The 26,974-nt window shown below is 42.7% G+C and carries 24 protein-coding genes and 2 riboswitches; all 24 genes read right to left on the bottom strand.

Annotated features, from left to right (window positions below; all coding sequences use genetic code 11):
- Positions 1 to 58: 58 nt before the first annotated feature.
- A complete protein-coding gene (locus IQ19_RS00730; RefSeq protein ID WP_144538929.1) occupies positions 59 to 1,309 on the bottom strand; it encodes a type III PLP-dependent enzyme in 1,251 nt (416 codons plus the stop codon).
- A 24-nt stretch (positions 1,310 to 1,333) separates the two neighbouring features.
- Complete coding sequence (locus IQ19_RS00735; protein ID WP_144538932.1) at positions 1,334 to 2,557, bottom strand: MFS transporter; 1,224 nt, start codon at positions 2,555 to 2,557, stop codon at positions 1,334 to 1,336.
- 5 nt (positions 2,558 to 2,562) lie between these two features.
- Entirely contained in the window at positions 2,563 to 4,665 is a 2,103-nt protein-coding gene (locus IQ19_RS00740) for an IucA/IucC family protein (protein WP_144538934.1), read from the bottom strand.
- A complete protein-coding gene (locus IQ19_RS00745; protein ID WP_242020888.1) occupies positions 4,662 to 6,656 on the bottom strand; it encodes an IucA/IucC family protein in 1,995 nt (664 codons plus the stop codon). The genes IQ19_RS00740 and IQ19_RS00745 overlap by 4 nt, the downstream gene beginning before the upstream one ends.
- 481 nt (positions 6,657 to 7,137) lie before the next feature.
- The gene (gene cobO, locus IQ19_RS00750; RefSeq protein WP_144538938.1) at positions 7,138 to 7,677 is read right to left on the bottom strand and encodes a cob(I)yrinic acid a,c-diamide adenosyltransferase; all 540 of its coding nucleotides are present in this window, start codon (positions 7,675 to 7,677) and stop codon (positions 7,138 to 7,140) included.
- Positions 7,678 to 7,693: 16 nt separating this feature from the next.
- Complete coding sequence (locus IQ19_RS00755; RefSeq protein ID WP_144538940.1) at positions 7,694 to 8,266, bottom strand: nitroreductase family protein; 573 nt, start codon at positions 8,264 to 8,266, stop codon at positions 7,694 to 7,696.
- Positions 8,267 to 8,314: 48 nt separating this feature from the next.
- Entirely contained in the window at positions 8,315 to 9,085 is a 771-nt protein-coding gene (cobA, locus tag IQ19_RS00760; protein ID WP_144538942.1) for a uroporphyrinogen-III C-methyltransferase, read from the bottom strand.
- Between the two features lie 65 nt (positions 9,086 to 9,150).
- Positions 9,151 to 10,668: a cobyric acid synthase gene (locus tag IQ19_RS00765; protein WP_144538944.1), complete on the bottom strand. Its 1,518-nt coding sequence runs from the start codon at positions 10,666 to 10,668 to the stop codon at positions 9,151 to 9,153.
- Positions 10,661 to 12,031, bottom strand: coding sequence for a cobyrinic acid a,c-diamide synthase CobB (locus IQ19_RS00770; RefSeq protein ID WP_144538946.1), 1,371 nt, complete (start codon positions 12,029 to 12,031; stop codon positions 10,661 to 10,663). Before IQ19_RS00770 ends, IQ19_RS00765 begins: the two co-directional genes overlap by 8 nt.
- Before the next feature lie 326 nt (positions 12,032 to 12,357).
- Positions 12,358 to 13,485 (bottom strand): cobalt-precorrin 5A hydrolase, encoded by a 1,128-nt coding sequence (locus IQ19_RS00775; RefSeq protein ID WP_144538948.1) that lies wholly within the window; start codon positions 13,483 to 13,485, stop codon positions 12,358 to 12,360.
- Positions 13,482 to 14,255: a precorrin-4 C(11)-methyltransferase gene (gene cobM / locus IQ19_RS00780; protein ID WP_144538950.1), complete on the bottom strand. Its 774-nt coding sequence runs from the start codon at positions 14,253 to 14,255 to the stop codon at positions 13,482 to 13,484. The genes IQ19_RS00775 and cobM overlap by 4 nt, the downstream gene beginning before the upstream one ends.
- A complete protein-coding gene (cobI, locus tag IQ19_RS00785) occupies positions 14,255 to 14,956 on the bottom strand; it encodes a precorrin-2 C(20)-methyltransferase (RefSeq protein WP_144538952.1) in 702 nt (233 codons plus the stop codon). The genes cobM and cobI overlap by 1 nt, the downstream gene beginning before the upstream one ends.
- Positions 14,953 to 16,164, bottom strand: coding sequence for a precorrin-6y C5,15-methyltransferase (decarboxylating) subunit CbiE (gene cbiE / locus IQ19_RS00790; protein WP_144538954.1), 1,212 nt, complete (start codon positions 16,162 to 16,164; stop codon positions 14,953 to 14,955). The genes cobI and cbiE overlap by 4 nt, the downstream gene beginning before the upstream one ends.
- The gene (locus IQ19_RS00795; RefSeq protein ID WP_144538956.1) at positions 16,130 to 17,251 is read right to left on the bottom strand and encodes a cobalt-precorrin-5B (C(1))-methyltransferase; all 1,122 of its coding nucleotides are present in this window, start codon (positions 17,249 to 17,251) and stop codon (positions 16,130 to 16,132) included. Before IQ19_RS00795 ends, cbiE begins: the two co-directional genes overlap by 35 nt.
- Positions 17,252 to 17,254: 3 nt before the next feature.
- A complete protein-coding gene (locus IQ19_RS00800) occupies positions 17,255 to 17,902 on the bottom strand; it encodes a precorrin-8X methylmutase (protein ID WP_144538958.1) in 648 nt (215 codons plus the stop codon).
- Positions 17,903 to 18,243: 341 nt separating this feature from the next.
- Entirely contained in the window at positions 18,244 to 19,038 is a 795-nt protein-coding gene (gene cobK, locus IQ19_RS00805) for a precorrin-6A reductase (protein ID WP_144538960.1), read from the bottom strand.
- Complete coding sequence (locus IQ19_RS00810; RefSeq protein WP_144538962.1) at positions 19,035 to 19,940, bottom strand: sirohydrochlorin chelatase; 906 nt, start codon at positions 19,938 to 19,940, stop codon at positions 19,035 to 19,037. Before IQ19_RS00810 ends, cobK begins: the two co-directional genes overlap by 4 nt.
- A 19-nt stretch (positions 19,941 to 19,959) precedes the next feature.
- Entirely contained in the window at positions 19,960 to 21,588 is a 1,629-nt protein-coding gene (gene cobJ / locus IQ19_RS00815; RefSeq protein WP_144538964.1) for a precorrin-3B C(17)-methyltransferase, read from the bottom strand.
- Positions 21,585 to 22,298, bottom strand: a complete 714-nt coding sequence (locus IQ19_RS00820) for a sulfite exporter TauE/SafE family protein (protein ID WP_144538966.1) — start codon at positions 22,296 to 22,298, stop codon at positions 21,585 to 21,587. Before IQ19_RS00820 ends, cobJ begins: the two co-directional genes overlap by 4 nt.
- A 3-nt stretch (positions 22,299 to 22,301) precedes the next feature.
- Positions 22,302 to 22,682: a (2Fe-2S) ferredoxin domain-containing protein gene (locus IQ19_RS00825; protein WP_144538968.1), complete on the bottom strand. Its 381-nt coding sequence runs from the start codon at positions 22,680 to 22,682 to the stop codon at positions 22,302 to 22,304.
- Positions 22,683 to 22,826: 144 nt separating this feature from the next.
- A riboswitch (cobalamin riboswitch) is annotated at positions 22,827 to 23,013 on the bottom strand.
- 365 nt (positions 23,014 to 23,378) lie between these two features.
- Positions 23,379 to 23,566: riboswitch (cobalamin riboswitch) on the bottom strand.
- A 163-nt stretch (positions 23,567 to 23,729) separates the two neighbouring features.
- A complete protein-coding gene (locus IQ19_RS00830; protein ID WP_144538970.1) occupies positions 23,730 to 24,758 on the bottom strand; it encodes an ABC transporter substrate-binding protein in 1,029 nt (342 codons plus the stop codon).
- Complete coding sequence (locus tag IQ19_RS00835) at positions 24,755 to 25,507, bottom strand: ABC transporter permease (RefSeq protein ID WP_144538972.1); 753 nt, start codon at positions 25,505 to 25,507, stop codon at positions 24,755 to 24,757. Before IQ19_RS00835 ends, IQ19_RS00830 begins: the two co-directional genes overlap by 4 nt.
- Positions 25,504 to 26,277, bottom strand: a complete 774-nt coding sequence (locus IQ19_RS00840) for an ABC transporter ATP-binding protein (RefSeq protein WP_144538974.1) — start codon at positions 26,275 to 26,277, stop codon at positions 25,504 to 25,506. The genes IQ19_RS00835 and IQ19_RS00840 overlap by 4 nt, the downstream gene beginning before the upstream one ends.
- Positions 26,270 to 26,944, bottom strand: coding sequence for a thiaminase II (tenA, locus tag IQ19_RS00845; RefSeq protein WP_144538976.1), 675 nt, complete (start codon positions 26,942 to 26,944; stop codon positions 26,270 to 26,272). The genes IQ19_RS00840 and tenA overlap by 8 nt, the downstream gene beginning before the upstream one ends.
- Positions 26,945 to 26,974 lie beyond the last annotated feature (30 nt).

Genomic DNA, 26,974 nt, shown 5'->3' on the forward strand with positions numbered 1-26,974 from the left:
GATTCTTCTATTTGAAGAATCGCACATTTATCCTGTCTTGCAAAAAAGTAAACCGCTGTTAATTAGTTATTAAGGGGTCTATGTACCTCGTTCTTACGAACTCTATACTTTGCTCAGATATAAAATCATCAGGCTCCAAGTATAAATGTTCCGGATGAGGATGACTGAGAAAATCATGATGGGAAATGGACCACCCATAGGCCCCTGTATAGCTGAAGAGTAAAATATCGCCGACCCTTACATTCGGAACCTGAATTTCTCTTGCAAGGACATCGTTTGGCGTGCACAATTCCCCCGCAACCGTAATGGCAGAGTTGATTACTTTCGGACGTTCAAAGGGATATGCCCACTTTTCTACTGGAACGATCGTAAATGGATGGCTCTGTTTCCAGGCTGCTGGAAGTCTAAGGTGGTGACTCCCCCCGCGCAAAATACAGAAGTATTGTCCATGGTTTTGTTTGATATCCAATACCTCAACCGCATAGTAACCGCAGGATGAAGTGATATAACGTCCACATTCAAACAGCACCTTCCAACTGATATCACGATGTTTTACAAGGACCTTTTCCAGGCGATTGGTGAAATCATCCCAGTTAAATTGATTATTTAGTTCAAGATAGTTTATGCCTATGCCGCCGCCAACATTTAGATAGGAAATATTTATATTCCATTCTTCCTCCCAGCTTTTTGCCTTTCCAAAGCAATGATCTACAAAATCTGCATGGGTTTTAGAATCGCAGTTATTGGACATCGCGTGAAAGTGAAAGCCGTAAAGCCTTAAATTTGGGAGACTTTTTGCTAATGCAATGGCATCCGGGATATCTTGTTCATCTATACCGAATTGTGTTGGCACCCCTGCCATTTTTAACTTTGCATTTGGAACAGAATTTCTGAGATTAACGCGCAGTAAAATCGAGATGCTGGTACCTTTTTGGCTGGCAATGTGATTTAATAGCCGCAATTCATGAGTGCTTTCAACATTCAGTAAAGTGACACCATAATGAATGGCTCCCTCTATCTCTTCCTGTGTTTTCCCTGGACCGCCAAACAAAATAGGAATATTTTCATCCACGCCCCGAATCTTTTCAATTTCTCCCAATGATGCAGCCTCAAACCCATGAACAATTGGAGCCAGGGCTTTAAGAATTTCGGGATCGGAGTTGGCTTTAACAGCATAAAATAAATGACAAAGTGGCGGAAGGGTTGATGTCAAAAAATTTATATGCTGACGCAACTTCGGCATATGATATAAATAAGCACAAAAAGGTTTTTCCCGTTCCATTTTTAAAGATTGCACAATTTTTTCCATTTATAAATACACTCCCATCGATCATTACAAATGCAAAATTTGAGGCCTTGCTGAGACAATCAAAAGGGTTACAGCAATACAGCCAAGGCCCATCAAGGCGCCAGCCCATAATGTACCAGTCAATCCTGCAACCGCTCCTATAAGGATCGCTCCCAACGGAATAAAGCCTCTGTCCATTAAGGTAATGCTCAAAACTCTCCCGCGCATCTGGTCAGGAACATGCATTTGCAGGGTAATCCGGCTAATGGTGCGATAGGTCTGACTCGTTAATCCAACCAGAAACATAGCTATCCCTGCGATTAAAACGTTTGTTGTTGCTATGAATAAAAGCAAGGAAGCTCCAAATCCCAAAATAGAATAGACCAGCCATTTTCCGGCTCCTTTAATCTCACTGCCTGACGAAAGCAGGGTTGTCCCCATTAACGCCCCTATAGATGATATGGATAAAAGCATCCCAAAGCCCTCTGACCCCATATTCAATAGATCTCGTGCAAATAGAGGCATCATGGTTGTATAAGGAAACCCAAAAACCATCGGTACAATGGCCAATATAAGCAGTGATTGGACGGAGGGCTGGTTTCTTACATAATCTGCCGCGTCGCGAAATGATCCTTTATTGCTTTTCCTTTTGTTCATGTTTGAACAAGAAACAGAACGAATCATCAGCAACGAGCACAGAACCCCTAGCGTTCCCCAGGCATTTATATAAAATAAATTCTCAATTTCAGTGACTGCAAGCAAGGCTCCTGCCACTGCAGGACCGACAATGCGGGCCAGATGAATAACCGTCGTATTAATGGCAATCGCACTTGTCATCGAAGGCTCCGGTACAAGATTTGGCACAAAAGCATTGCGAATAGGAGGATCCATTGCCGCCAGCATAGCTCTAAGAGTCACTATACAGACAAATATCCAAAATGGCTGTGCGGACTCGACAATATAGCCAAGAAAAAATGTCAGCAGCATCATCCCAATTTGAATCCAAATCAGCAATCTTCTCCTATCATACTGATCAGCCAATATGCCTGCCGGGACACTAAGCAAAAAAGCAGGCACCAGCCGGCAGGCATTGATCAACCCCAAATAAAGAGGTGAGTTAGTAAACTGCAATACAGCCCAGTTTAGGGCTACTAAATCCATCCAGTCTGCTACACGAGAAACCAGGCTTCCGGACATAAATATTCTAAATGTTCTAAAATGAAGAGCAAAGCGGGATGGCCTCTGAAAATGAATGTCTGCTTGAGCCATAACGATTATCCTTCTTTCCCGCCAAATTCGTGCAGAGGATTGGGGACAATAGAATAAGAATAATCTTTCCCTTCGGGTGCAAGGCGCATTTTTGTCAATGCCTTGTGGTTAACTGTTGCCTGGTAAAGAGCCTCTTTGTCCATACAAGCTTTATCTCTATACTGTGGCTGGATTTCAAGCTGGTCAAAGACATTTTCACAAATACCATGAACTTCCTTCCACAGCTCACCCTCTTCCAATCCGAATTGCTTGCACAGCTGCAGAATGAATTCACCGCAATGATTCTGGAAAACCGTATAAAATACCTTGTTATGCATTTCCCCAAGATGATCTGTCATGATTACTGAACCTGGATAAAATTCCGCTTTAATTAGCTGTTCCTGAAGCCTGCTTTGATAAATTCTGGCTCCACCCCAGTCCCGGAATAACATTCTAACAGGCCGGCCTTCCTTAAATACCATTACACTGTTTTGCAAATGGCCTTCCAATCCAATTCCGTATTTCACCATAAGAGTCAGGAAGCCTGGAAGCGCGATGGACATATACTCTGAGAAAAACTGAAATGCCGTTCTGCGAAGTGATTTTTCTTGCCTTTCTTCTGAATATCTTTCAATTAACTCTTTCAGCACAGACTTATCAGAAATCGGTGAATCTGAAAACAATGAACTGCCAACGATGGCTACTTCGTCCAAATCTATTAATCTTTCAACATTCTCCCGCAAAACTGCAGATAGATTTCTGCTTTTCAAAGTGCTTCTGTCATCCATGCCCCTTTCTGTTTCTTTGGCTTTAAAATTAAATCCTCCGCATTCGCATACTGGCATAAATGTCTTCAGCAACTTTTGTTCCCGTTCCATAACCTCCTGTATGAGGCGAGTAAAAACAGATGCATTATTTGCAGTATTGGCTGAAATCGAGCGGACAGTGGAAGTCATCTGACTATTGACGGCTACTTTGATTGCATATTTCGCAGTCTCTCCATTCGAAAGAGGCACCACAGTTCTAAAGGAAGAGGTTGCCCCGCAAGGAACAGCAAAACCTTTTACAGGAACGACGATTCGTTCTTTTATTTCTTCCGGGTAGATCTCTGGTATCGCTTTTTCCAGCTGCCATGAATGCACCGGGACAAATATATAATCGTTTGTATCAAGTCCTTGCTCTGCAAACTCCTTCTCAGCTGCGCTTGGCAAATCGGGATACTCGCTGAAAAGAATGGAATTGGCATTTTCCTCACTTTCTTCGATAACACCCCATTCTGCATAATCCTTGTGTATGCCAACATATTGTATTTCCGTTACCCCTTCAAATTCAGGTGCATAACCAAAAACATCCTCTGGTTCCATTCCTATTTTTGTTTTTGTCCCAGGATGAAGATTGTGTCCTTCTACACATAGCTGTTCGAAAAATAAACTGGAATCAAAATTTGGATTTTTCCTTTTTTGCAAAAGGACCCAATCGATTGAATTTGTTATTCCTTGAATGCCTGCCCTTTTTTGGTATTTCTTTTTCTTCCTGTCCCAGAAGGAATAGGAAAGAGCCAAATTTGCACTGCTATTTTTCAGCTCTTCCTCCAGCTTCACCCAAGAGCTTTTATCATTTGAATTTTCTTCTTTGCTGCGCAGCAGTCCGAGAAACGCTGCAGCATGTTGAATTCTCTTGACTCCCCCACCGGAAATATGCAAAATGCTTCCAGTCACTTCTACCCTGCTAAACGCATACGTCCGGCTTACAGGAATGACAAGACATTCCTTTTCTGAAAGAGGATATAGTTTATAAACCTTTCCGTCTTCCAATCTATAAGAATGAAGAGCCGTGATCATCCTTTGCCAATACTCATCAATGGCCGGAACATTCAAAGCATGGATGGAACCAATGACATATAAATCATGTGACTTTGAACTAAGCCCGAGGATATCTTCACGCAGCATGGAACCTGCCAAACGGCTTAAAATACCTTGGCGCCCCTTTGCCAGGTATAACTTAAAGGCTTCGGCAAGGTCAGGATCCTTCCTATTTAGAAATTGAAGAATTTTCATTTCATCTTTATGCATATCAGACGGCTTGACCTGTATATCCTTTTCAAGAAGCTGAACTAAGTTGATACTCATAATGCAGTCTCCCCTTTCCATTGCAGCATCGGATTTGGTACTTGGGTATATGGATAATCGGTAACATCTCCTCGAAGTCTCATAACCGTTAAGGCCTTTAAATCAATCACAGGGTGAAAAATGGCAAGTTCATCTGCAGCAGCAGGTTCCGCTATATTTGGATCCTTTTTCAGGTCTGAAAAAGCCTGTTCACACACTTTAATAACCTGCTTCCAAAGAACTCCCTCATTGAGTCCCAATGCTCGAACGATGCATGTAATTAATTCTGCAAAATGGTTTTGTATAACAGAATAAGAGATAATATTACGCAATTGTTCTACTTTTTCCGTAATGATAGATGAGCCAGGATAAAACTCGAAATGAAATCCTTCCTTCTTCAATCTCTGTGGTAACACTCTTATGCCCCCAAAGTCACGCAAAAGGATTCTTACAGGTTCCCCATTACGGAAGACAGAAACACTATTCTGCATATGGCCCTCCAAACTTATTCCATACCGCACCATTAAAGTTAAAAATCCTGGCAAAGACATTTCAGCATATCTTTGGATAAATAAGGAAGCGGCCTCTTCCAGGATTGATAATTGATAATGACTGGCTAGCTCCTCGATCAATTCAATGGCAATAGTCTTTCCGCTAATCGGCGATTCTGCCAGAAGAGCTGCAGCGGGCATCGGGACTTCCTTATTTTCTTTCATATGATTCTCAGGGTTTTCCCGTAAAATGGATGCCAAGTTAGCCTGCAGCTTCCACTGATCCTCCTCAGGCAAATCTTGATTAAATGGTTGAAAATAAATGCCGGCCCTTTCCTGGAGAACAACAAAACTTCCGCCAAAATGGTTTTCTCTTTCCTGAATTCTTGATAGTATTTTTGATAGAACAGGCCCATTCTCCACAGAGTTTGGTGAAACCGTACGGACAGCGCTGGTCGTTTGCACATTTACCGCTGTTTTTATATGATGTTTTTTCTGCCCTCTTTCTTGAATGGGTGCCAGCGAACGAAAAGAAACCAGTGATTGTGTTGGGATACGAAAATCCGATATCGGTATGACTTTGTTTTCCGTAATCTCTTCTTTGTACAGAGTTCGTAAAGTATGATCAAACTGCCAAGGATGAATGGGAATCAATTCAAACTGATCAGGGTTTAACCGTTTGTCGTACAGAGTTTTTTCTACAGCTGATCTTAAACCTTCGTACTCCTTGTACAACCAGGCTGTTACCGTATTGTCATCCACAGAGGTAGTTTGACAATAGTCTTTGGAAACGGCCGCAAGAGCTACTTTTGGTGCTGCTCCCCATTCTGGCGAATATTTAATCACTTCCTCTACATTGAGCCCATACTTTGTTTTTGCACCAGGATGCAGGGGGTGGCCCTCGACCACGCATTGCTCATAAAAAGCAAGCGGACTAAAGTTCTTATTGTCCTTCCTCTGTTTGGCCACCCAGTCTATGGAATTCTCGATATTTTCTAACTTCGCCAGAGCTGTTAACTCTTTTTTTCTAGCAGAAGCTCCTGCCAGCGCCAGTGTCAGATTGGCTGCCCCATTTTCGATTTCCATTTTAAATCTCTGAAACTGCTTTTCCGTTGCATTCTCCAGCATTCCTTCTTGCCTCAATAACTTTAGAAGGTCAGCAGGATGAGTTAATGCTTTAGCAGGCTCCGGACTGCCTATCGTGATATCTCCTTCAATATCAAACCTGTCAAGCGAATGCCTCTTTTTAATAGCTGCCTGAAGCAATAATCCACTAGGGAGCCAGACCTTAATCGTTGTTTTTGGTCCCTCCTGCCATGAAACTCTCTCTTCGCTGATAATCCTTTCCCGAATGAGTGCCTGAAACAATCGCTGTAATATCCCCCTTCTTCCTGCTGAAAGATTATTTAGGTACACTGCTTCCAGTTCAGGCTTATGATTTCTGATGTACTCCAGAGTCTTCGATTCTTCCTCATCTAAAAACCTGGTTTGTGCCAAGCTCTTATTTTCAATATGGACCACGCTCAAGGTCACTCTCCTTTTTCTTTTTTGATAATGATAATCTTTATCATTTAATAAGTTCGTAACCAATAATAAGTGATAATGATTATCATCGTCAACTATCTATAGTCCTAATACTAAATTCTTAAAAAGAAGGCTCTGTTAAAGCTTATTGTTGTTTTTTAGCACCCTGTTGATTGGAGCGGAAGGTACGAACTCCTCGAAAATGCATTCGCATTTTCTTCGTGCGGTGTTATTTCAGGGAAGCTTATTCAAAGTCCTGCGGGAGTGCGGATCAAAGGGAGACCCCGCAGGAGCAAAGCGACGAGGAGCGTCGGACCGCCCGCGGAAAGGAAGTGCCTCGTGCTGAAATCAACAGGTAAATTTAACAGAGCCAAAAAGAAAAAGACATTCAAATGATAGAATGTCTTTTCCCTTATCTAATTCCTCGCCTTAAAAAGGTGTTGTTTCTCTATTTTACTTTCTAACGGTGTATTTGAAATTAAAATTCAATCCCCTTAACAGCAGGAATGCCCACATCATAATAGTGCTTAACTGGCTTCATTTCGGTTACAAGATCAGCTATTTCAATAATTTCTTTCTTGGCGGAGCGTCCAGTTATCACAATATACGTATCTTTCCGATGTCTTTGTATAAGATCGATAACCTCTTGCAAAGGGATAACATCGTCTGTAGGAAACTTGTCAATTGCGAGCGCATTGTTTAATTCATCAAGAATTAAAACATCATAGATTTCCTGCTCCAGCTTCTCCTTTACGAATGCCCAAGCTTTTCTTAAGGCTTCTCGATGCTCGTCTGGTGTTTTAGTCCAAGTGAATCCAACACCTGTCTGGTACATTTCAATTCCTAACTTATCAAATATTATTTTTTCTCCATAGGTTCTTTGGGGAGATTTAATGAATTGAACGACCAGCGCTTTCATCCCTCTTCCTGTTGCACGGATTGCTACTCCCAGTGCCGCTGTCGTCTTCCCTTTTCCATCACCCGTATAAACCAGTACTAGTCCCTTTGAATGACTCACCCAGTATTCCTCCCCCTTAAGATAGCCAACTTGTTTTTTCTGAATAGGAGGTACGCTTTTTTTCCTTAAGTTTTCCGGCGTCCTCTTCAGCTGGATATCCTATAAACACGCTGCCTATAACCTTCTTATGATCAGGCAAGGATAAAAACTGCCTTAATCGATTATCACGGACTAATCCTACTCCCCGGGTTCTCCATACAAACCCCAATCCTAACTCCTCAGCTGCCAGCCACATTGAATGAATGGCACAGCAAGTGGCATATTCATTATCGGCAGAAGCTTCTTCATCTCCTATTACCATATCTGCTGTTACGGCAATAATGACAGGCGTGTTTTTAACAACCCTTAACGAGCTTTCTATTAAGTTAGGCTTAGTCGGAAACCTTTCTTTCAAATAATCCAGTGCAAGCTCCTCAAATTGGAGCTTCTTTTCACCTTGAATTACATAAAAGCCCCATGGCTCTCTCATACGGTCGTTTGGAGCAAGAGTTGCAGCATGCAGTAAATACTCAATTTTTTCTCGTTCAATATTTGAAGATTGATAATTTCTGATAGCTCTTCTGCTTTGTAGAATATCTATTACAGACATCAGGAACACTCCTTTCTGGCAATTAATAAATCAGCTCTTTATTTACATTTATGTAAGAATTTCTTTAGCTTCTTCCTTGTACCACTTGATCTTTTCCCGTAATCTAACAACCTCTCCAACTAAAATAATGGCAGGATGTTTAATGCCGGATTCCCTTACAGCCTCTTCTATGGTGGCAAGATTGCCCGTCACTGTTTTTTGCCGTTCAGTCGTGCCCCATTGAATCACCGCAACTGGAGTAGTTGAACGCTTGCCATGACGCATCAGCTCTCTCGTAATATGCGGCAAATTGCCAACTCCCATGTAAAAAGCAATGGTATCACTGCCTTGGGCTAAAGCTGGCCAGTTAACCCCATCCATCTCTTTTTCCTTTCTCCCATGGCCCGTTACAATCGTAAAGGAAGTTGCATGGTCCCTATGTGTGACAGGAATTCCAGCATACGCTGGTGCTGCAATGCCTGATGTGACACCAGGAACAATTTCAAAAGGAATATTATTCTCTGCCAGCACTTCTGCTTCTTCCCCAACACGGCCAAAAACGCATGGGTCTCCCCCCTTTAAACGAGTGACCGTTTTGCCTTGAAGTGCCTTCTCTACTAATATTTGATGAATTTCCTCCTGGATTAACGCATGCCTTCCTGGTGATTTTCCAACATATATTAGCTCTGCCCCGTCTTTCGCGTAATGCAGCAGGTCCTGATTAATTAAACGGTCGTAAGCAATGACATCTGCCTTTTTGATGCACTCCATTCCATATACAGTGATGAGCTTAATATCCCCAGGTCCTGCTCCAACAAGATATACCATTCCTGCCTTCATTGTTATCCCCTTCCTGAAATGACAATCTCTTTTTCATATCACTGCTTTTTCGTTTGATAAAGAGGTCACTTGGTAATCTCACTCTTTTGGAACTCTTTCATCTTTTCATTAATATATTGCAGGTTAACATGCTGTCTAACGTGATCTGCTACCTGATCAAAGGCTTTCTCTCGAACCTCGTTAAACGATATTCTTCCAGTAATGTCCTTCAGTCCTTTATGCCGGCGCACAGTATTAATGAAGTGCTCACGGAATAAATCATTATGGAAAATTCCATGAAAATACGTTCCTATTACTCTTCCATCCTCACTTACACAGCCATCAAAGCTATCCTTTGTTCTGATGAAAGGTGTATAGGCCCCTTCATATTTGGACTGGCCCATATGAATTTCATATCCTGTAACCAGGACCGGACTATCAGGCGAGCAAAGGAGCCCTTCAGAAAGTGTGGTCATTTTATCTTCTGTAATAGTCGTATGGATAGGCAGCAGCTGGAATCCGGCTATAGTTGAAGTAGAGGACTCTATATGGAACGGATCATTAACTGAATGGCCCAGCATTTGAAGTCCCCCGCAGATGCCAAATACACGTGTATGACCCCGGTCGTGTAAAGAAATGATTCTATCCATTAAACCGGTCTCTTTTAAAAACTGAAGATCATCAATTGTATTTTTACTGCCTGGCAATATAACAACGTCAGGCTCTTTCAGCTGATCAGCATTCGAAACAAAGCGAATATGGCAATCAGGTTCGACAAGAAAAGGGTCAATATCTGTAAAGTTAGAGATTTTAGGATACCGAATAACAGCTATATCCACATCCTTTGTTTTATCCTGTTTATGGGTATACTGATCTAAAATGACAGAGTCCTCAGCATCTATGTTTAAATTAGAAAGGTGAGGGATAACGCCCAATACAGGGATACCTGTATATTCTTCAAACCACGTTAATCCTGGTGTTAACAGTGAAATATCTCCATGAAACTTGTTTATGATCACTCCAATGATTCGTTTCTTTTCCTCCTCGGACAAAAGCTGTAAAGTACCGACAAGACTTGCGAAGACTCCGCCCTTTTCGATGTCACCAACTAAAATAACAGGCGCATTGGCGATATTGGCCACACGCATGTTTACAAGCTCACGGTCATTTAAGTTCACTTCAGCAGGACTGCCCGCACCTTCAATCACAATTCTTTCAAATGAATTGGAAAGTGAAGAAAGTGCTTCTCGTATTAAGCCCAATCCTTTTTCAAAAAAATCTCGCCGATATTCCCCCGCCTTCATGTTTTTAAAGGGCTTCCCATGGACAACAATTTGAGATTCATTTTCCCGTGTAGGTTTAATCAAGATGGGATTCATATCCGTTGTTGCCCGCACACCCGCAGCCTCTGCCTGTACACCTTGGGCCCTCCCAATTTCCTTCCCATCAATTGTAATATAGGAATTAAGAGCCATATTTTGGGATTTAAATGGAGCTGTAGAATACCCATCTTGTATAAAAATCCTGCAAAAAGCAGTTACAAGAACACTTTTTCCTACATCAGAATTTGTGCCTTGTATCATGAGGGGAAGTGCTTTACGCATAAACGTTCTCCTTACATTTCGCGATCCAATTATGAACAAGCTCTGGACAAGAAGCAAAATGAATATGTGTATAGCCCGCAACCAGATTGTATTTCATATATCCCTCTTTTTTCTGACCGCGCATACCTTTGCTGGAGTATGCCTGGTTCCCAGTTTCGTTCGTTTCGAAGGTGGAATAATGAAACTCATGTCCTCTAGCCTGTATGTTCTCAGCCAATAAGAAGTTACTGTGCTCACCGGTTATTTCTCGATAACCTAGAGCTGCCAGCTTGGACTGCATCTTCACTTTTCCTGGTATAATCCCGACCATGCTGTACTCGCGCTGTTCAGTCGTTGTGATGGCTTCTGTTAAGTACATATACCCGCCGCATTCTGCAAGAGTTGGCAAACCGCTTTCAACAGCTTCCTTGATAGAGTTTTTGACTTCCGTGTTTACACTTAGCGAATGAGCAAATTCTTCAGGGAAGCCTCCGCCAATATAAAGCCCATCCACATTAGCCGGCAGGACCTCTCCTGCTAATGGTGAAAAATAAATAAGTTCCGCTCCGGCTGCTTCTAACATTTCAAGATTTTCAGGATAGTAAAAATTAAAGGCTGCATCTTTGGCTACAGCAATTCGAACGGATTTTTCGCTATTTTCCTTCTCAAATAGGGAAGCAGAATTTCCTTGTAAAGCTTTAGCTTTTGAAAGCTTGATAATCTCGTCAATGTCTATTGTTTTTTCTGCCAATTCTCCAAGCTGCTGAAAAAATGGCTGAAGCTCGCCCCGTTCTATGGACGGAATTAAGCCCAGATGTCTTTCAGGAATTTCAATATCAAGCTCGCGCTGTAAATACCCAATAACCGGGATGCTGCATTCCTGTTCAATTGCCGTTTTGACAATCTTAAAATGCCCCTCGCTGCCAACTTTGTTTGCGATAACCCCCACAATATTTGGACCCTCAGCGAGCAGTTGAAAGCCTTTTACGATTGCTGCCGCACTTCTTGCCATGCTTGCACAATTCACAACTAAAATAACAGGACTTTCTGTTATCATGCTAATCTCAGCAGTACTGCCTGCATTTGTACGGGGATTCTTTCCATCAAAAAACCCCATCACTCCTTCTATAATGGAGATATCAGCTCCCTTGCTGCCACGAACATAAATGTCCTTTACTGTTTCCTCAGACAGCATCCAGCTATCCAGATTGCGTGCCGGCCTTCCAGTTACCGCTGTATGATAACTTGGATCAATATAATCAGGTCCGCATTTAAAGCCTTGAACTTCTAATCCGCGAGATTTCAACGCGCTCATCAGCCCAATGGTTAAAGTTGTTTTCCCAACCCCGCTGCCTGTCCCGGCAATGACCAATCTTTTATCCATCTTTTCACCCCAGCTTCTGCAAAATGCTTTTATTCAAAGGCTCTTTACTCATAAATTATTGTTTTTACTTAAAAATTCTGCCCGTTGATTTCCGCTCCGGGTACTCAGCGAACCCGCGGGGAGGAATGAGAGCCTCCTCGGCTTCGCCTGTGGGGTCTCCCGGTTCCCTCACTTCCCGAAGGACATTGAATAATCATCCTTGACTAAACACCTCGTCGTAAGAAAATGCGGATGCATTTTCGAGGATCAAGTGCCCTCCGCTACAATCAACTCAGTTGGTTAAACTAAGTTTGCAGTTGAAAAGCAACAAACTTTATGATATCACCCTATTCAAAAGGTATGACTGCAACAGAGATCGTCACATTCCCTGACTTCTTCTTAACGATCTCCAATTTCTTTGCCCCGCTGTATAGCATAGCAGCAGGTTCACTGACACCGTATGCTCCAGTAAACTTAAAAACAGTTTCAGATGGCTGCTGTAATGGAATGGTATTCAATTCTTCAGGCAGGTACCAATGAAATTCCCAGCCAAATTTTTTAACAATCTCCAAAAGGCCTTCTTCATCCTTTTTTAAATCAATAGTACAGATCGCTTTCACGCTTTTTATTGAGAAATTCAATTCAGTCAGGGTGTTTTCAATAACCGATTCAATTTCTGAGCTCTTGGTACCCCGATTGCATCCTATGCCTAACACAATCACCTTCGGACGATAGAGGACACCATTTTCAAGAATCGCTTCCTCTTGAGGCTGCAAGTTCCGGTGAGTCACGATCAATGCGGCGCTTGGCTTTGCCTCCAGCGCATGTTTGATGCCGAGATAGGTTTTAATATTGTCCGGCAATGGCCGGTCATAAGTCCACCACCCCTTTTCACCGGATTCCTGAACAACAGCTACATGTTCTTCATTTACAACGGAAGCACTGACAGGAGTGAGCTTATCTGCTGATTCCCACACCCAGCCAAAGCGTTTTCCAAACAGGTCGACTGGAATAGTCTTTTGAACGTCGGAGGCAGTTGTAATAACCGGTTTTGCCCCAATTAGCTCTGCAATTTCTCTTGTAAGCTCATTCGCCCCGCCCAAATGTCCGGACAGCACACTAATGGCATGCTCTCCCTTATCATCAATAACAACAACACCAGGGTCGGTTTTTTTATCCTTAAGAAGCGGCGCAATCATTCTGACAACAGCACCGAGGGAAATAATTAAAATGATTCCTTTATAATTCTGAAAAAGGGAAGGCAATAATAGACGAACACTGCCATCGAACATCTTAATTCCGGCATTCTCCTCATCCCCTTTTTCAAACTTGGACATATAATACACATCACCTGTTTGCAAAACGGAATGAAGCTTTCTCGCCAGTTCCACACCATGCTTGGTAATCGCCACGATTGCATATGTACTGTTTGCTTTAATTTCAGCGTTCTTTCCTTCTTCTAAAAGAAGCGTCATGACTGTACACCTTTCCTAAACCCATGTGTGAACTCTTTATCGTAAAGTTTAGATCGATAATTCTTTTCGTGAATTCTTTCATCAAGTGCCCATCCGGCTAAAATCATTGCCTGCTTGCGTACACCGTTCACCTTCATATCCTCGTCAAGATGCTCAAGTGTTGAACGAACGATTTTTTGATCTGGCCATGTTGCTTTATAGACGACCGCCACCGGAGTTTCAGGGCTCCAACCAGCATCCAGGAATTCTTTTACCACTTTTTTAGTTAGCGTAGCACTTAAGAAAAGAGCGATCGTACAATGGTGCTTTGCCAAATCCTTAAGCTTTTCCGCTTCAGGGACAGGCGTTCTTCCTTCAGCACGGGTAAGGATGACCGTTTGGGTGAGGTCGGGAATCGTCAATTCAGCCCCAAGCACAGCTGCCGATGCAAAGACCGAGCTGACACCAGGAATGATTTCCACCTCGATGCCCTTTTCTTTTAAAAGCACGATTTGCTCCAAAATAGCACCGTATACAGCTGGGTCGCCTGTATGAACACGAACAACCTTTTTCCCTTGCTTGACTCGGTCAGCCATTACTTCAACCATTTCTTCCAAATGCATCCCGGCCGTTTTTAATACTTCTGCATCCCCTCTTGCCTGCTGGATGAGGTCCTCGCTGACGAGGGAGTCTGCATAAAGAACGACATCGGCTTCCTTTAACGTATTCAGTCCTCTTACTGTGATTAAATCAGGGGCTCCTGGTCCCGCTCCGATGATTTTAACCTTCATTATTTTCTCACCACCATTAGTGTTAAATATTCCAACTCCGCCCGGTCCAGCTCACGGACATCCCAAATGATTTCTTCCTTTGATGTAACCTTCGTCACGACAGAAGCCTTATGTAATAAATCAAGATCACGAAGAACCCTAAGCATCAAATCAATGACTTTAGCCACTTTAATAAAAATCACACAATCATTTTCCATTAATGCTTTTTTCATTGCGTCATAGTCTTCCCGTGCCGGAACAATTGCCACATGGTCGTCGCCTTCCGCAAGAGGCAGGCCAAGTCTTGATGCAGCTCCATTTATAGAAGAAATGCCTGGCACTGTCTTAATCTCCACCTCAGGATGCCGCTCCTTCATCAGCTTCATCATATGGATAAAAGTACTATATAATAGAGGGTCCCCTTCTGTAACAAAAGCGACATTCTTTCCCTCCCGCAGTTTCTCCCACACTGCTTCTACTGTATTTGTCCATTCTCTCTCTAAAATTACAGGATCCTTTGTCATCGGGAACACCAATCCAAGCATTTCCTTTTCACTTGGGTTCACATACACATCTATAATCTGATGGGCATAGCTTTTGCTTCCTTTTCGCTTTTTGGGGTAAGCAATCACAGGAGATTCCTTTAGTGTGCGGAAGGCTTTAACGGTGATGAGCTCGGGATCACCGGGCCCTACACCTAGCCCATATAAAGTTCCAGTCATTCGTTTTCTTCCTTTCTTTTTGCCGTAATGATGTAAATAGGATTTAATGCATCAAACCTCGTTAACTTCAAGATTGGCTTACTTCTTGATATTTGCGCCAGTGTAATAGATACATCAAAGCCTCTTGCTTTAAAAGCCTCAGTTCCCTTGGACAGAGATTCAATAGTAACTGCATTTAAAACAATTCTTCCTTCTGGCTTCAACCGGCTGCAGCAAGCATCGAGAATTTCATCCATGCCGCCTGCTGTGCCGCCAATAAATACCGTATCTGGATCTGAAAAGTCCTCCAGCCCATCTGGAGCAAGACCATGCCGGACAACAAAATCCGTTCTGAACTTTTTCATATTTTCATAGCAGTTTACTAAATCATGTTCATTTTTTTCAATGGCATAGACAGCCCCCTCACGGGCAATTCTTGCTGCTTCAATGGCCATGGAACCCGTACAAGTCCCAATGTCCCAAACGATGCTATCTTTTTTTAAGTTCATTTCACATAAACTCAGCACACGAACCTCTTTTTTAGTAATGAGTCCCTTATCTGGCTTTCGCTGTGAAAATTGATCATCCGCTATACCCATTGCCCATTCTGGTGAAGACTTGACCCTTTTTAAAATGACGACATTAAGCGGCGAAAAGTCGATTTCCTCCATTTCCTGAAGCTCGTACCAGCCGCTGCGTTCGTTTATTCCGCCTAAATTTTCTGCAACGAATGCTTTATACTCGTTCATTTGAAACGAGCGCAAATATTGGGCAATACGCAGAGGGCTATTTTTTTCATCTGTTAATATCGCTACTAAATCCCTGCCATCAATCCGCTGCGCAAGCCCCGTCATGCTCCTGCCATGGACACTTGTAAAATACGCATTTTGCCAGCTTTCCTTCATTCTTGCAAAGGCAAGCTGGATGGAGCTTAAATAAGGATAGATTTCAACCTGCATTTTTTTGGATAAGTAGCTCCCGATCCCGTAAAAAAGCGGATCTCCCGAAGCTAATACAACCGCACGCCTAACATCCTTTTGAAGCCTCTCTGCCAGGGAGCTCAGACTGCCTTTAATAGCGATTTTCTCGCCAGAATAATCCGGAAAGAAGCTCAGCTGACGTTCCCCTCCTATTAATACTTCACTTTCATCTATCCATTTTTTATATAAAGAAAGAAGACTTGCTTGCCCCTCGTCACCAATTCCAATGATCTTTATATTCATCGCCATTTCTTACCGCCTTTCCCAGCAGCATTCCTTTCATGGTGTATATGCTTGTCTCAATTGAAATGCCGCCTTTAACTTCCTTTAATCCTTCTATGCAGCATGAATCACATAGGCTATTAAAAAATTCTTCAAAGCCGTATGCATGCATAAGCTCTCCTGCTTGTGACGCTGTGTTTGACCCGCGAACCTGTTCGATCATTTCAGGGTTGGCCCCAGCACTCTCAGCCAGATCAGCTAAAAATCCAAAGTCAACGGGTGCGCTCTTGGAATGCACCATCATCACACCTTGAGCTATTTTGGAAAACTTCCCCATCATCCCAACCATAGATACCCGTTTAATACCCGACCGCTTACATTGCTTCAATGTAAAACCAACAAAGTCTCCCATTTCAATGAATGCATCTTCCGGGAGGGATGGATATTGTTTCATGGCAAATTTTTCACTTCTGCCGCCTGTAGTAATCACTACATGATGACAGCCACTTACCTTTGCCACGTTAATGGCTGAGACGATGCTTGCCTTATAAGCAGAGGTGGAAAACGGGATAACCGTTCCCCTAGTCCCTAGAATAGAGATGCCTCCTATTATCCCAAGCCTGCCATTCAGCGTTTTTTTGGCTATTTCCTCTCCTTCTGGAACAGAAATAATAATGCTGATTCCTCTGGAAATCTGAAAATCATCAAGCACCTCTTGTGCGGATTCCAAAATCATTTTTCGCGGGACGGGATTGATTGCCGCTTCCCCAACGGGCACAGGGAGACCCTCTTTTGTCACACGCCCTACGCCAATCCCACCATCCAGCATAATCCCGGGAGTGTCAGACCAGGACACCTTCGACTGTATTACTGCCTTGTGGGTTGCATCCGGATCATCTCCAGCATCCTTGATTGTCCCGGTTAAGACTGAATCACTAGTGATTTGACACTCTTCCATTTGAAAAGTAACAAATTTCCCAATCGGCAGACGGATGGTCGCTTCTAGCTGCTCTTCCTGTGTAATTAAGGCAGTTAAGGCAGCCTTTGTTGCAGCTGCTGCGCAAGAGCCTGTTGTATAGCCTTGCCGTAATGGCTTTTCTGGTTTTGCTTCCATTTCTTACTCCTGTTCAGCTAAGAGTGTAATCGCATTTAAAGCGGCAACCGTTACTGTGCTTCCGCCTTTTCTGCCGATATTTGTAATAAAAGGAATATCAAGTTTGGCCAGTTCCTCTTTTGATTCAGGCGCTGAGACGAACCCGACAGGAAGGCCGATGACAAGGCCTGGTCTTGCTTCGCCTTCTTTAATTAGTCGAATGAGTTCTAGCAAAGCTGTTGGAGCATTTCCAATTGCGAAAATACCGCCGTCTGCTTCTTTAATGGCTTTTCTCATGGAAATAATGGCTCTTGTTGTATTTAAACGCTTTGCCTCCTCCATTACGTCAGGGTCAGAAATATACACTCTTACATCTCCGCCATACTTCTCAATCCGCTGTTTGCTTACCCCCGATTGAATCATTTGCACATCTGCCACTACCGGCTTTCCGCTGCGAACTGCCTCGATGCCTGAACGGATCGCATCACGGTGAAAAATCAGGCTTTTTCCCAGTTCGAAATCAGCTGAAGCATGGATCACACGGCGGACAACCGGATATTGGTCCTCAGTGAATGAATGCTCCCCGATTTCTTCATCAATCATTTCAAAGCTTTTCACTTCAATCATTTGGGGCTGAACGGTAATGGGTTTGAATGCTGTTTTAAAATCCATTATTGTACCTCCTCTAGGTTCTTATCTTAAATTCTTTAAATATTTAATTAATAAACTCACATGCTCGAATCCTATTAGCACTTTGTAAATATTAGAATGTTGAAAGGACGCGAAGTGACCGATAAATCGGAAAAGTGACCGATAAAAATTGAATTTGACCGATATATTAGAAATATGGCCGATAAAATAAAATTCTGACCGATAAAGTGAGCAAATTGACCGATATATCTGAATCAGACAAAATATAAAGGGCGGTCAAGCAAGGAAAATCGATCAAATCCCGGTTTTTAAAAGATTTTATGTTCATTTTTTACTTTAGATGGCCATCTGCAGCTGTTTCTCTACGAAAAATCAACCCGCTCGCTTCTTTTCCCAGCATTGTTCACCCTCAAAGCATTTATTACTTCTTGAAAGCTGGAGAACTTTGTTCCATATTCAATCGATGGCCGTTTTATGATAATCGTATCGATACCAAGCTTTTTTGCAGCTTCTATTTTTTCTTCTACAGACCCGGCTTTCCCGCTTTCCTTTGTTATCATTAGAGTGACCCCGTATTGTTTGTAAAGTGCTTCATCAAATTCCTTTGTGAAAGGGCCCTGTATAGCAATAATATTCTTCTGTGGGAACCCCAGCTCCTCACATTTTTCCATGTTATCCTTTCGGGGCAGCATTCTGGCAAGAACACGTGTATCCGGTAAATGCAGCAATTTTTTTGAAAAGATTTGCAGTGTTTTGCTGCCTGTCGTTAGCATGATTACACCCTTTTTTTCAGCAGCCATGTCCGCTGCTGCCTCATAACTGTCGACCACTGTCAGTCCAGAGCTCTCAAAGGTTTGTGACTCCCGTTCATATCGAACATAAAGAACCCCTGCTTCCCTGGCGGCTTCAATTGCATTTTTGCTTGCTTCCTCTGCAAACGGATGACTCGCATCCACAACAGCTTGTACATGATGCAGGGTGATTAGCTCAGCGAATTCTTTGCTCGTTAAACGACCTGTACGGACTTGCAGCCCTTGTCGCTTTAATTCAGCTGCAGCATTATCGGTTACGACTGTGGCAAGGACGTCATATCCTTCCTTCATAACTTCAATTGCTAATTCCCTCGCATCGCTGGTGCCGGCCAAACATAGAATCATGCCTCTATTACCCCTGCTTTTTCAGACTTGACGTGATGGCCATGGTGATCATCATGCGAATGCTGGTGATCATGATCATGGTGATGGTGATGATCAATATGCTCCATGGCTGCTAAGCGGTATTGGCACGTATCGCAATTCATTTTCACTTCGCCTTCCAGCGCCTCATTGATGCGGTCTTCAATGATTGTTTTTAATCGCTCATGAAAACCGAAATATCCTGCAAGCTTAAATTCATGTTCGGGATAGAAAAGCCGGAATTCCTCGATCAGCACTTCCAATCGCTTGATCAGGATTCCCGTAAACAGGAAGTATGGAAGAATAATTATTTTTTTGGCCCCAAGCTTTATGCATCTCTCTGCTCCTTGCTTAATGAGCGGATCCGTGACTCCCATAAAGGCTGGCTCTACCAATGGATAATTGACTTTTTCATAGAATAGCCGTGCAATTTTATAAAGCTCACTATTGGCATCCGGGTCACTTCCCCCTCGCCCTAAAAATAGGACAGCGGTATCTTTATTTTCTCCATGAACATCTTCTCCAAGCTCTTCCAATCGTGACTTGCAAATCTCCAATGTCTCTTCATGAACGCCGATTGGCCTGCCATAGGTAAATTGAACAGAGGGGTACTTCTCTTTTGCCTCATCAATGGAGGCAGGGATATGTATTTTGGAATGCCCTGCAGGCAATAGCATGATGGGAATGACAATGACATGACTGGCTCCCTTTATCACACATGTTTCAATTCCCTGGCTGATCGTCGGCATTTCAAACTCCAAAAAACATGTCTCAATTAACAAAGATTGATCGAGGCGGGGCTTTAACTGATCAATAAACTGTCTAACCTGTTCATTTCCTTCAGGATCTCGGCTTCCATGTCCAACTAGTAAAATAGCTTTCATTTATTTGTCCTCCTAAATTTTATTCTCCGCACGGTGCTGGCTCCAGTTCAATGACCGGGGTGATGTCTTTATGCTTAAAGCCCTGGACCTGCTGGACACGTTTGAAATATTTATAAAATCGCTCGTTCGGATGGCCGTTTTCTTTATATTCCTTTACAATGCCCTCAATCACATCGACTAGCTTATCAGGGTGAATTCCCTCAGCAACAGGCTGCCCAGGATGTGCAGTCCGTCCGACTGTTTTTCCTCCCAAAAACAAATCAAACATTCCTTTACGGAATACAATACCAATATCCTCGTTGACTGCACCGTAGCATGCCATTCCGCAGCCATTAAACCCAAGCTTTAATTCTTTCGGCAAGTCCAATCCGCCAAGCCTTCTATGAATTTCCTCCGCATGAGGAATCGAGTCCTTTTTATCACCCTCACAAAAATCGCACGCCTTAATTTGAAACACATCTCCAATCGGCGATAGTAAGAACCCGGCATCTGCCAGCATTTTAGTAATCGCATCCGGATCGGCAGTTGGTAATCTCAATAAAATCTGATGATGCGGTGTGTATTCCATCGTTCCGTTTTCACCTGCGGCTTCTGCTAAAACAAGAAGCTGCTTTGGTGTAAATTTTTTATTAGCAACTCCTGGGCTAACAGCCAGCTCAAAAATAGATTCAACTGCTGGCTGTGCTATAGCTGGATTATCGATGGAAAGCTTGTCCTTATTTTCTTCCCCATCGATTTTTTGAAGAGCTTCCATTGCCAAAGCTATTGGTGTGCTGTCTGCAGCAGCTAAGTCTGCCGGATTCTGGTTTTCCTTCTTTCCTTCATGGAGAGCCCACGGTTCATTTTCAGGCCGCAGCCGTTCATGCGGGCGCAAACGCTGATCCTCCGTGTTCAGCGTATACTTTCTCTGATAGCCTCTTGGAGTTATCATTTTATTGTCATAAAAGAAGGTAGAACTGTTTCCGACCACAACCGTTGTCAGCATCCCAATGTCAAAGTCCAGCATATGCTGCAAAGTCGTCATGACGACATGCTGACTATCCCTATATGCACTTTTTACGAGTCCGACAGGAGTATCAGGAGAACGATATTTTAATAGAATCTGTTGCGCTTCCACAATTTGCCTCGTTCTTTTGCCGCTCTTCGGGTTATAGAACGCAATGACAAAGTCACCAAAGCCGGCTGCTTCAATTCTCTTTTTGATGATGGCCCATGGTGTTAAATGATCACTCAGGCTAATCGTACAAGCGTCATGCATGACAGGAGCGCCGAGCAAGGAAGAGCATGAATTAATGGCAGAAATACCTGGAATGATTTCCACCTCAACTCCTGTTGCTTCCTTCCAGCCCTTTTCAACAAGCACTTCATACACAAGCCCGGCCATCCCATAAACTCCGGCGTCCCCACTGGATATGACGGCTACTTTTTTCCCTTTTTCGGCGTATTTAACTGCTGCTTGTGCACGGCTAACTTCTTCTGACATTCCTGTACTGATGATCTCCTGGTCTGTTAATAAATCTTTAATAAGCTCGACATATGTTTTGTAGCCAATCACATAATCACTTTCTTGAATGGCTACCTGCGCTCTTTTGGTAATATGTTCAAAGCTGCCTGGTCCAAAGCCTACAACTAGCAGTTTTCCTCTCATCCTAAACCGCCCCCTTTAACTAGTTCATATAACATGGACACGCCCAATCCAATACTGTAAATTCCTGTTACTGAACCGAGAATCAGAAATAGCTTTCGGCGCAGCTTTGATTTTAAAAAGCCCCAAGAAATAACAAATGTAATACAAATAGTGGATAGTAAAAGACCTGTTACGAATAAAACCAGCTGGGCAGTTGCAGCGGACAGATTATTAAAACCAACAGCACTTGTAATCGCTGCGACCTGAGTAGGACTCTCTACTCCTATCCCATGAATAATCCCGATCAAGAACGCCCCGATCAGCCCTAAACTTACTGGTGATGCTTTGACTTCACTGAAGCCAAGTTTTTCAGTTATCCTGGATAAAAACTCAAATACAATCGTTAGTCGGCTTTTAAATTCGTACTCATGTTTATTTTTAAAGATGCTGTATAAAATGACCCCTCCCAAAATAAGCAATGTAATACTAACGAATACTTCAAGTGATAACTGAGCCTCTTCAGGGAGCCGGGTACCAATAAATAAAGTGATAAGACCAATAACAAGCACTATTGCCCCGTGTCCGACAGCATACATAACCCCCAATGAAAGCTGCTTATTGCGCTGTCCTTCACTTCCTATCATGTCAGCTATTGCTGCTACGTGATCACTATCTAAACCATGGCGAATTCCAATAAGTATTGATAAAAATGCAAATGTCATAAGTTCCATTTCTTAACCTCCGATTTTAACAGGCTTCTCTATTCCTTTAACTGAAGTATCACTTACCTTCACAAAGCCTTCTGCATCATATTCATATAGAACCGAATCTATTAAACCATTATTCTTCTGCATGTGGTTTTGAACCATTTTACGGCCAAGCTCTGGTGTTATTTCTTTAAACCAGTTTCCATCCGGATACACAATAACAACGCAAGCATCCTTACATCTGCCATTACATCTAGTTCTTGTTGTATGAATTTCAGCGTCAATATTCAATCGGTTAATTTCATCCCGAATCGCCTGGGTAACCTCCTCTCCGCCTTTTCTCATACAGCTTGAACCATTGCAAATGAGCACATGCCTTTTCGAACCATTTAAATTCCAAGTAGTCATAAATTTTTCTCTCTCCTAATCATATTTGGATAAACAAAAGAAAAAGGCACCTCTTAAAAGTGTAGAGGTGCCAGCTTATCTCCATCGTCTAATATGCAGAATAATTAATGGTTAACACTTCTCTCACCTATGACCCGTAGGTATTTGCAGAAGATAACAAAAGGCAGGTCTCCTGACTTGGGTTCATCGTTTCTTTACGTCTTCCCGATTTAATTCAGTGACATTTGATAAAAAAACTCTCCCTTACAGTGGCGGGACCGTGCCGGACTTCCACCGGCTTCCCTTTTAAGTATTGGCTGTGCAGCCATACACCTTTGTTATGTATTCAATTGTCATAGATCAGTATTTAAATTAATGCTCACATGGGTTTATCATTTTTTAAAGTAAGACCCTGTTAAATTCGCCTGTTGATTTCCGCTCCAGGCGCTCGCTTTCCGCGGGCGGTCCGGGAGCCTCCTCGCCGCATTCGCGCCTGTGGGGTCTCCCTTTGACACGCTCCTCCCGCAGGAGTCTCGCGCCTTCCGCTCCAATCAACAGGGTGCTATAATCAACAATGCGTTTTAACACAGCCTAAAATAAAAAAGCCTTAATTTGCTGTCCAAATTAAGGCTTGAGCTAGTCCAATTAGATAAAGGTATGATGGTTTATAGCTTACCATCATATATTGGCCATACTCATTCCTCCCTCCGAAGAACAAATAAAACGCATTTAAAAGCAGGTTTTCTGGCTTGTGCCTCAAACTTACTCTTGTCACCTTCCCGGTTATCCCAGTGGTATTTGACAATTTCATCAGCACTTACAGTAGCGGGGGCTGCATCGGAATTTCACCGATTTCCCTATTATCCCAGGATAGATCCCTAGGCACTTTTAAATGATCTATTCAGTTTTCTTACTTCACACTATATTTAACAGAATATTTTTATGCCAAACAAGTATTGATTTAAAAAAATTTATGTGATATTTAGTAACATTTAACAGTAACACAATCAACTTTCAAGTGATATTTAACTATTTCAGGTACATGTACCTATCTTTTGGAACACGCTATTAATGATCCATTTCGACAATCATATCATCTACTTCAGGGGAAGATTCTATTAAACCGGCATCATGCATCCAGTCTCTGACTTCCTTCCAGGATTCTTTATCCTGTGAGCCAAATACCGCGCCCTCCCCTTCCATTTTAGGCAATAAGATTTCCAAGCTTTGCTTTTCAACTTCCTCCACCAATGGGAAATTTGCTTCATCTTGATTGCTTATTAAAATAGCCAAAGCCTCTTCCGGGTTCTCTTTCATATATTCATATCCTTTTTTAGCACCCTGCCAAAACGCCTGAATGGTTTCCTTATCTCTTTCCCATGTTTCATCACTCGTTACAAGGACGATTTCATTATATGCCGGGACACCATGATCTACCGGATTAAAATAGCGTGTTTCATACCCTTTATGCTTTAAAACAGGGACTTCATGGTTGATATAGGCACCTATGACAGCATCTGTTTTCTCCGAAACAACGGACGTGCCTAATTCAAATCCGACATCTATCATCTCAACCTTGCTGAAATCGCCGCCATCATGTTCAACCATTGTTTTCAGCAATGCTTCATTCAGCGGAATACCAGGGTAGCCAACCTTTTTTCCTTCCAGATCCTTCGGAGTTTGGATTGGGCTATCTTCCAAAAAAACGGCATGGTTTAAAGGGGAGCGGACGATGGATGCTACTGATTTTATCGGAATATTTTCGTTCGCACGCGCCATGATGACATCCGGCTGATAATATAATCCCAAAGTAACCTTCCCAGCAGCCGTTAGATTCAATGGGTCTGTTGGGTTGGCAGGGAATTGAATATCAACCTTAACTCCTTCTTCTTCAAAAAAGCCTTTTTCCTGCGCCACATATAAATAGCTATGTACTGCATTGGGGTACCAATCCAGCATAATACTAACCTCTTGCAATTCTTTGCCTTCCCCTCCCGCGGCGGTATTTGAGTCGTTTTCCTTAGAAGTATTGCCTCCACAAGCGGCTATCACTAGCACTAAACATATACTCAATAAAATTCCCAGAAACTTTTTCATGCTGCTTTCCTCCATTTTAAAAGTGTTTTTTCAATTAATGTTATAAGTAAAAATAATGCAATTCCCACTGCCGACAGCAATACAATGGGGGCGAAAACACCTGCTCCATCAAATTGGGTCATCATCCGCCGGCTAAAGTATCCCAGGCCTGCCTGGGCACCCAGCCATTCGCCTATAGCGGCCCCGATTACACTTAATGTCACGGCTACCTTTAATCCTGAGAAGAACGATGGCAATGATGAGGGAATATCCAGCTTAAAAAAAATGTCTTTTTTTGAAGCTCCCATGGTTAGCATCAGTTCCTTTAAATCCTTATTTGACGATCGCAGCCCATCAAAAGCACTGACAGTGATAGGGAAAAATGTGATTAAGACCGTCACTGCCACTTTACTCCATATTGTATAGCCGAACCAAAGGACAAAGATCGGAGCCAATGCAATAATCGGGATAGTCTGTGAAGCTATAATTATAGGATAAAATGTTTTTTCAGCTGTCTTGCTTGCATTCATCCAAATAGCCAATCCAGCCCCGATTATCACGGAGATAGCAAGTCCAATAGCTATTACCAAAAAAGTTGGAGGGAGATGCTTTAAAAATAAAACAGACCTTAGCTCCCATAAAGTAAAGGCAATTTCTGCGGGAGACGGCAAAATAAAGCTTTTATTATAAGCCCTCGCACCAAACTCCCATACCATTAGCAGCACTATCACCATTAAACTTGAAGATAAATAGGGGTTGAATTTTTTCATGATTCCACCCTTGGCCGCAGCTGATCGATTAGATCTTCCTTTAGTCTAACAACCTCCGGATGGCTTAAATCCCGTATAGATCGGGGGCGTCCCAGAGGCACCTTAACTTTATGGATGGATATCCGATTCTCTGACATGACAAAGATTCGGTCGGATAAAAATAAGGCTTCCTCTACATCATGGGTTATGAAAAGGATCGTTTTTTTCAAGTTTCGCCATTGCTGAAGCAGCCATTCCTGCATGGTTAGCCGTGTAATGGCATCAAGAGCGCTAAATGGTTCGTCGAGCAATAAAACATTGGATCCGCTCAGGATTGTTCGTAAAAAGGATACCCGCTGTCTCATGCCGCCTGATAAATCACCGGGATGTGAATTTTCCGTACCTTCTAGGCCAAAATCTTTTAATAAGGTCAGAACCTCTTCCTCTGCCTGATCCTGCTTTATACCTTTTATCTCTAAAGGGAGCATTGCATTTTCCAATATCGTTCTCCAGGGCATCAGCAAATCCTGCTGAGGCATGTAGCCAACAAGTCCCAATCTATTTTTAACCTGTTTGCCATTTAGGAGTATTAGTCCTGCTGAAGGCTGCTCGAGTCCGGTCACCAGCCGGAATATCGTACTTTTTCCGGCACCGCTTGGACCGATGATAGATATAAATTCGCCATTATTTACAGTGAAATGAACGTCGGTTAAGATGGGGGCATTGACTTTCTTTTTTTCAGATAAGTATTGAAAAGAAACGGATCTGAACTCTAGTGCCGGATTATTCATCTGTCGGCCACATTTCCTTGTTATAGGCCACATCCCAAAACATGTATTCAAATCTGGTGGTATTTAAAAAGATATTCTCAAGCTTGAGGAGCTCTTCTTCGGATTTACCGTTCGCCGCTTTATCCATTAATCTGATGCACCATGTCGCCAGCTCGCCAAATTCTTCAGAGCTGTACATTTTGATCCAATCGCCATAAAGGTCATGTTCGGAAGCCCCTGGGATTTCATTCAGCTCCTTGCCTATTTCCCAATAGCTCCACATGCAAGGAAGGAGCGCAGCTACAAGTTCAGCCAGTGTCCCATTTTGAGCTGAATAAAGCATATAGTGTGTATAGGCTAATGTAATGGGGGATGGTTCTGCTGCTTCCAGCTCCTCGGCTGATATGCCAAAACGGGATGCATACTGGCGGTGCAAGGACATTTCTTCATTAATAGTAGAATCCAATAAGGAAGAAAAAGTCCCCATATCCTCTAAATTGGTTGCTTTAACAGCTCCTAAAGCAAACAGCTTTGAATAATCAATTAAATATAAATAATCCTGAACCATATAGAATCTGAATTTATCCGGATCCAATGTTCCATCCCCCATTTCCTTAACAAAGGGATGGGAATGATTTTTCCGCCAGATTGGCTGGAGTTTATGGTATAAATGCTCTGAAAACTTCATTTCGATTTACACTCCTTTTCTATCAAGCTA

The organism is Cytobacillus oceanisediminis (genome assembly GCF_007830235.1).
Taxonomy (GTDB): domain Bacteria; phylum Bacillota; class Bacilli; order Bacillales; family Cytobacillaceae; genus Cytobacillus; species Cytobacillus oceanisediminis.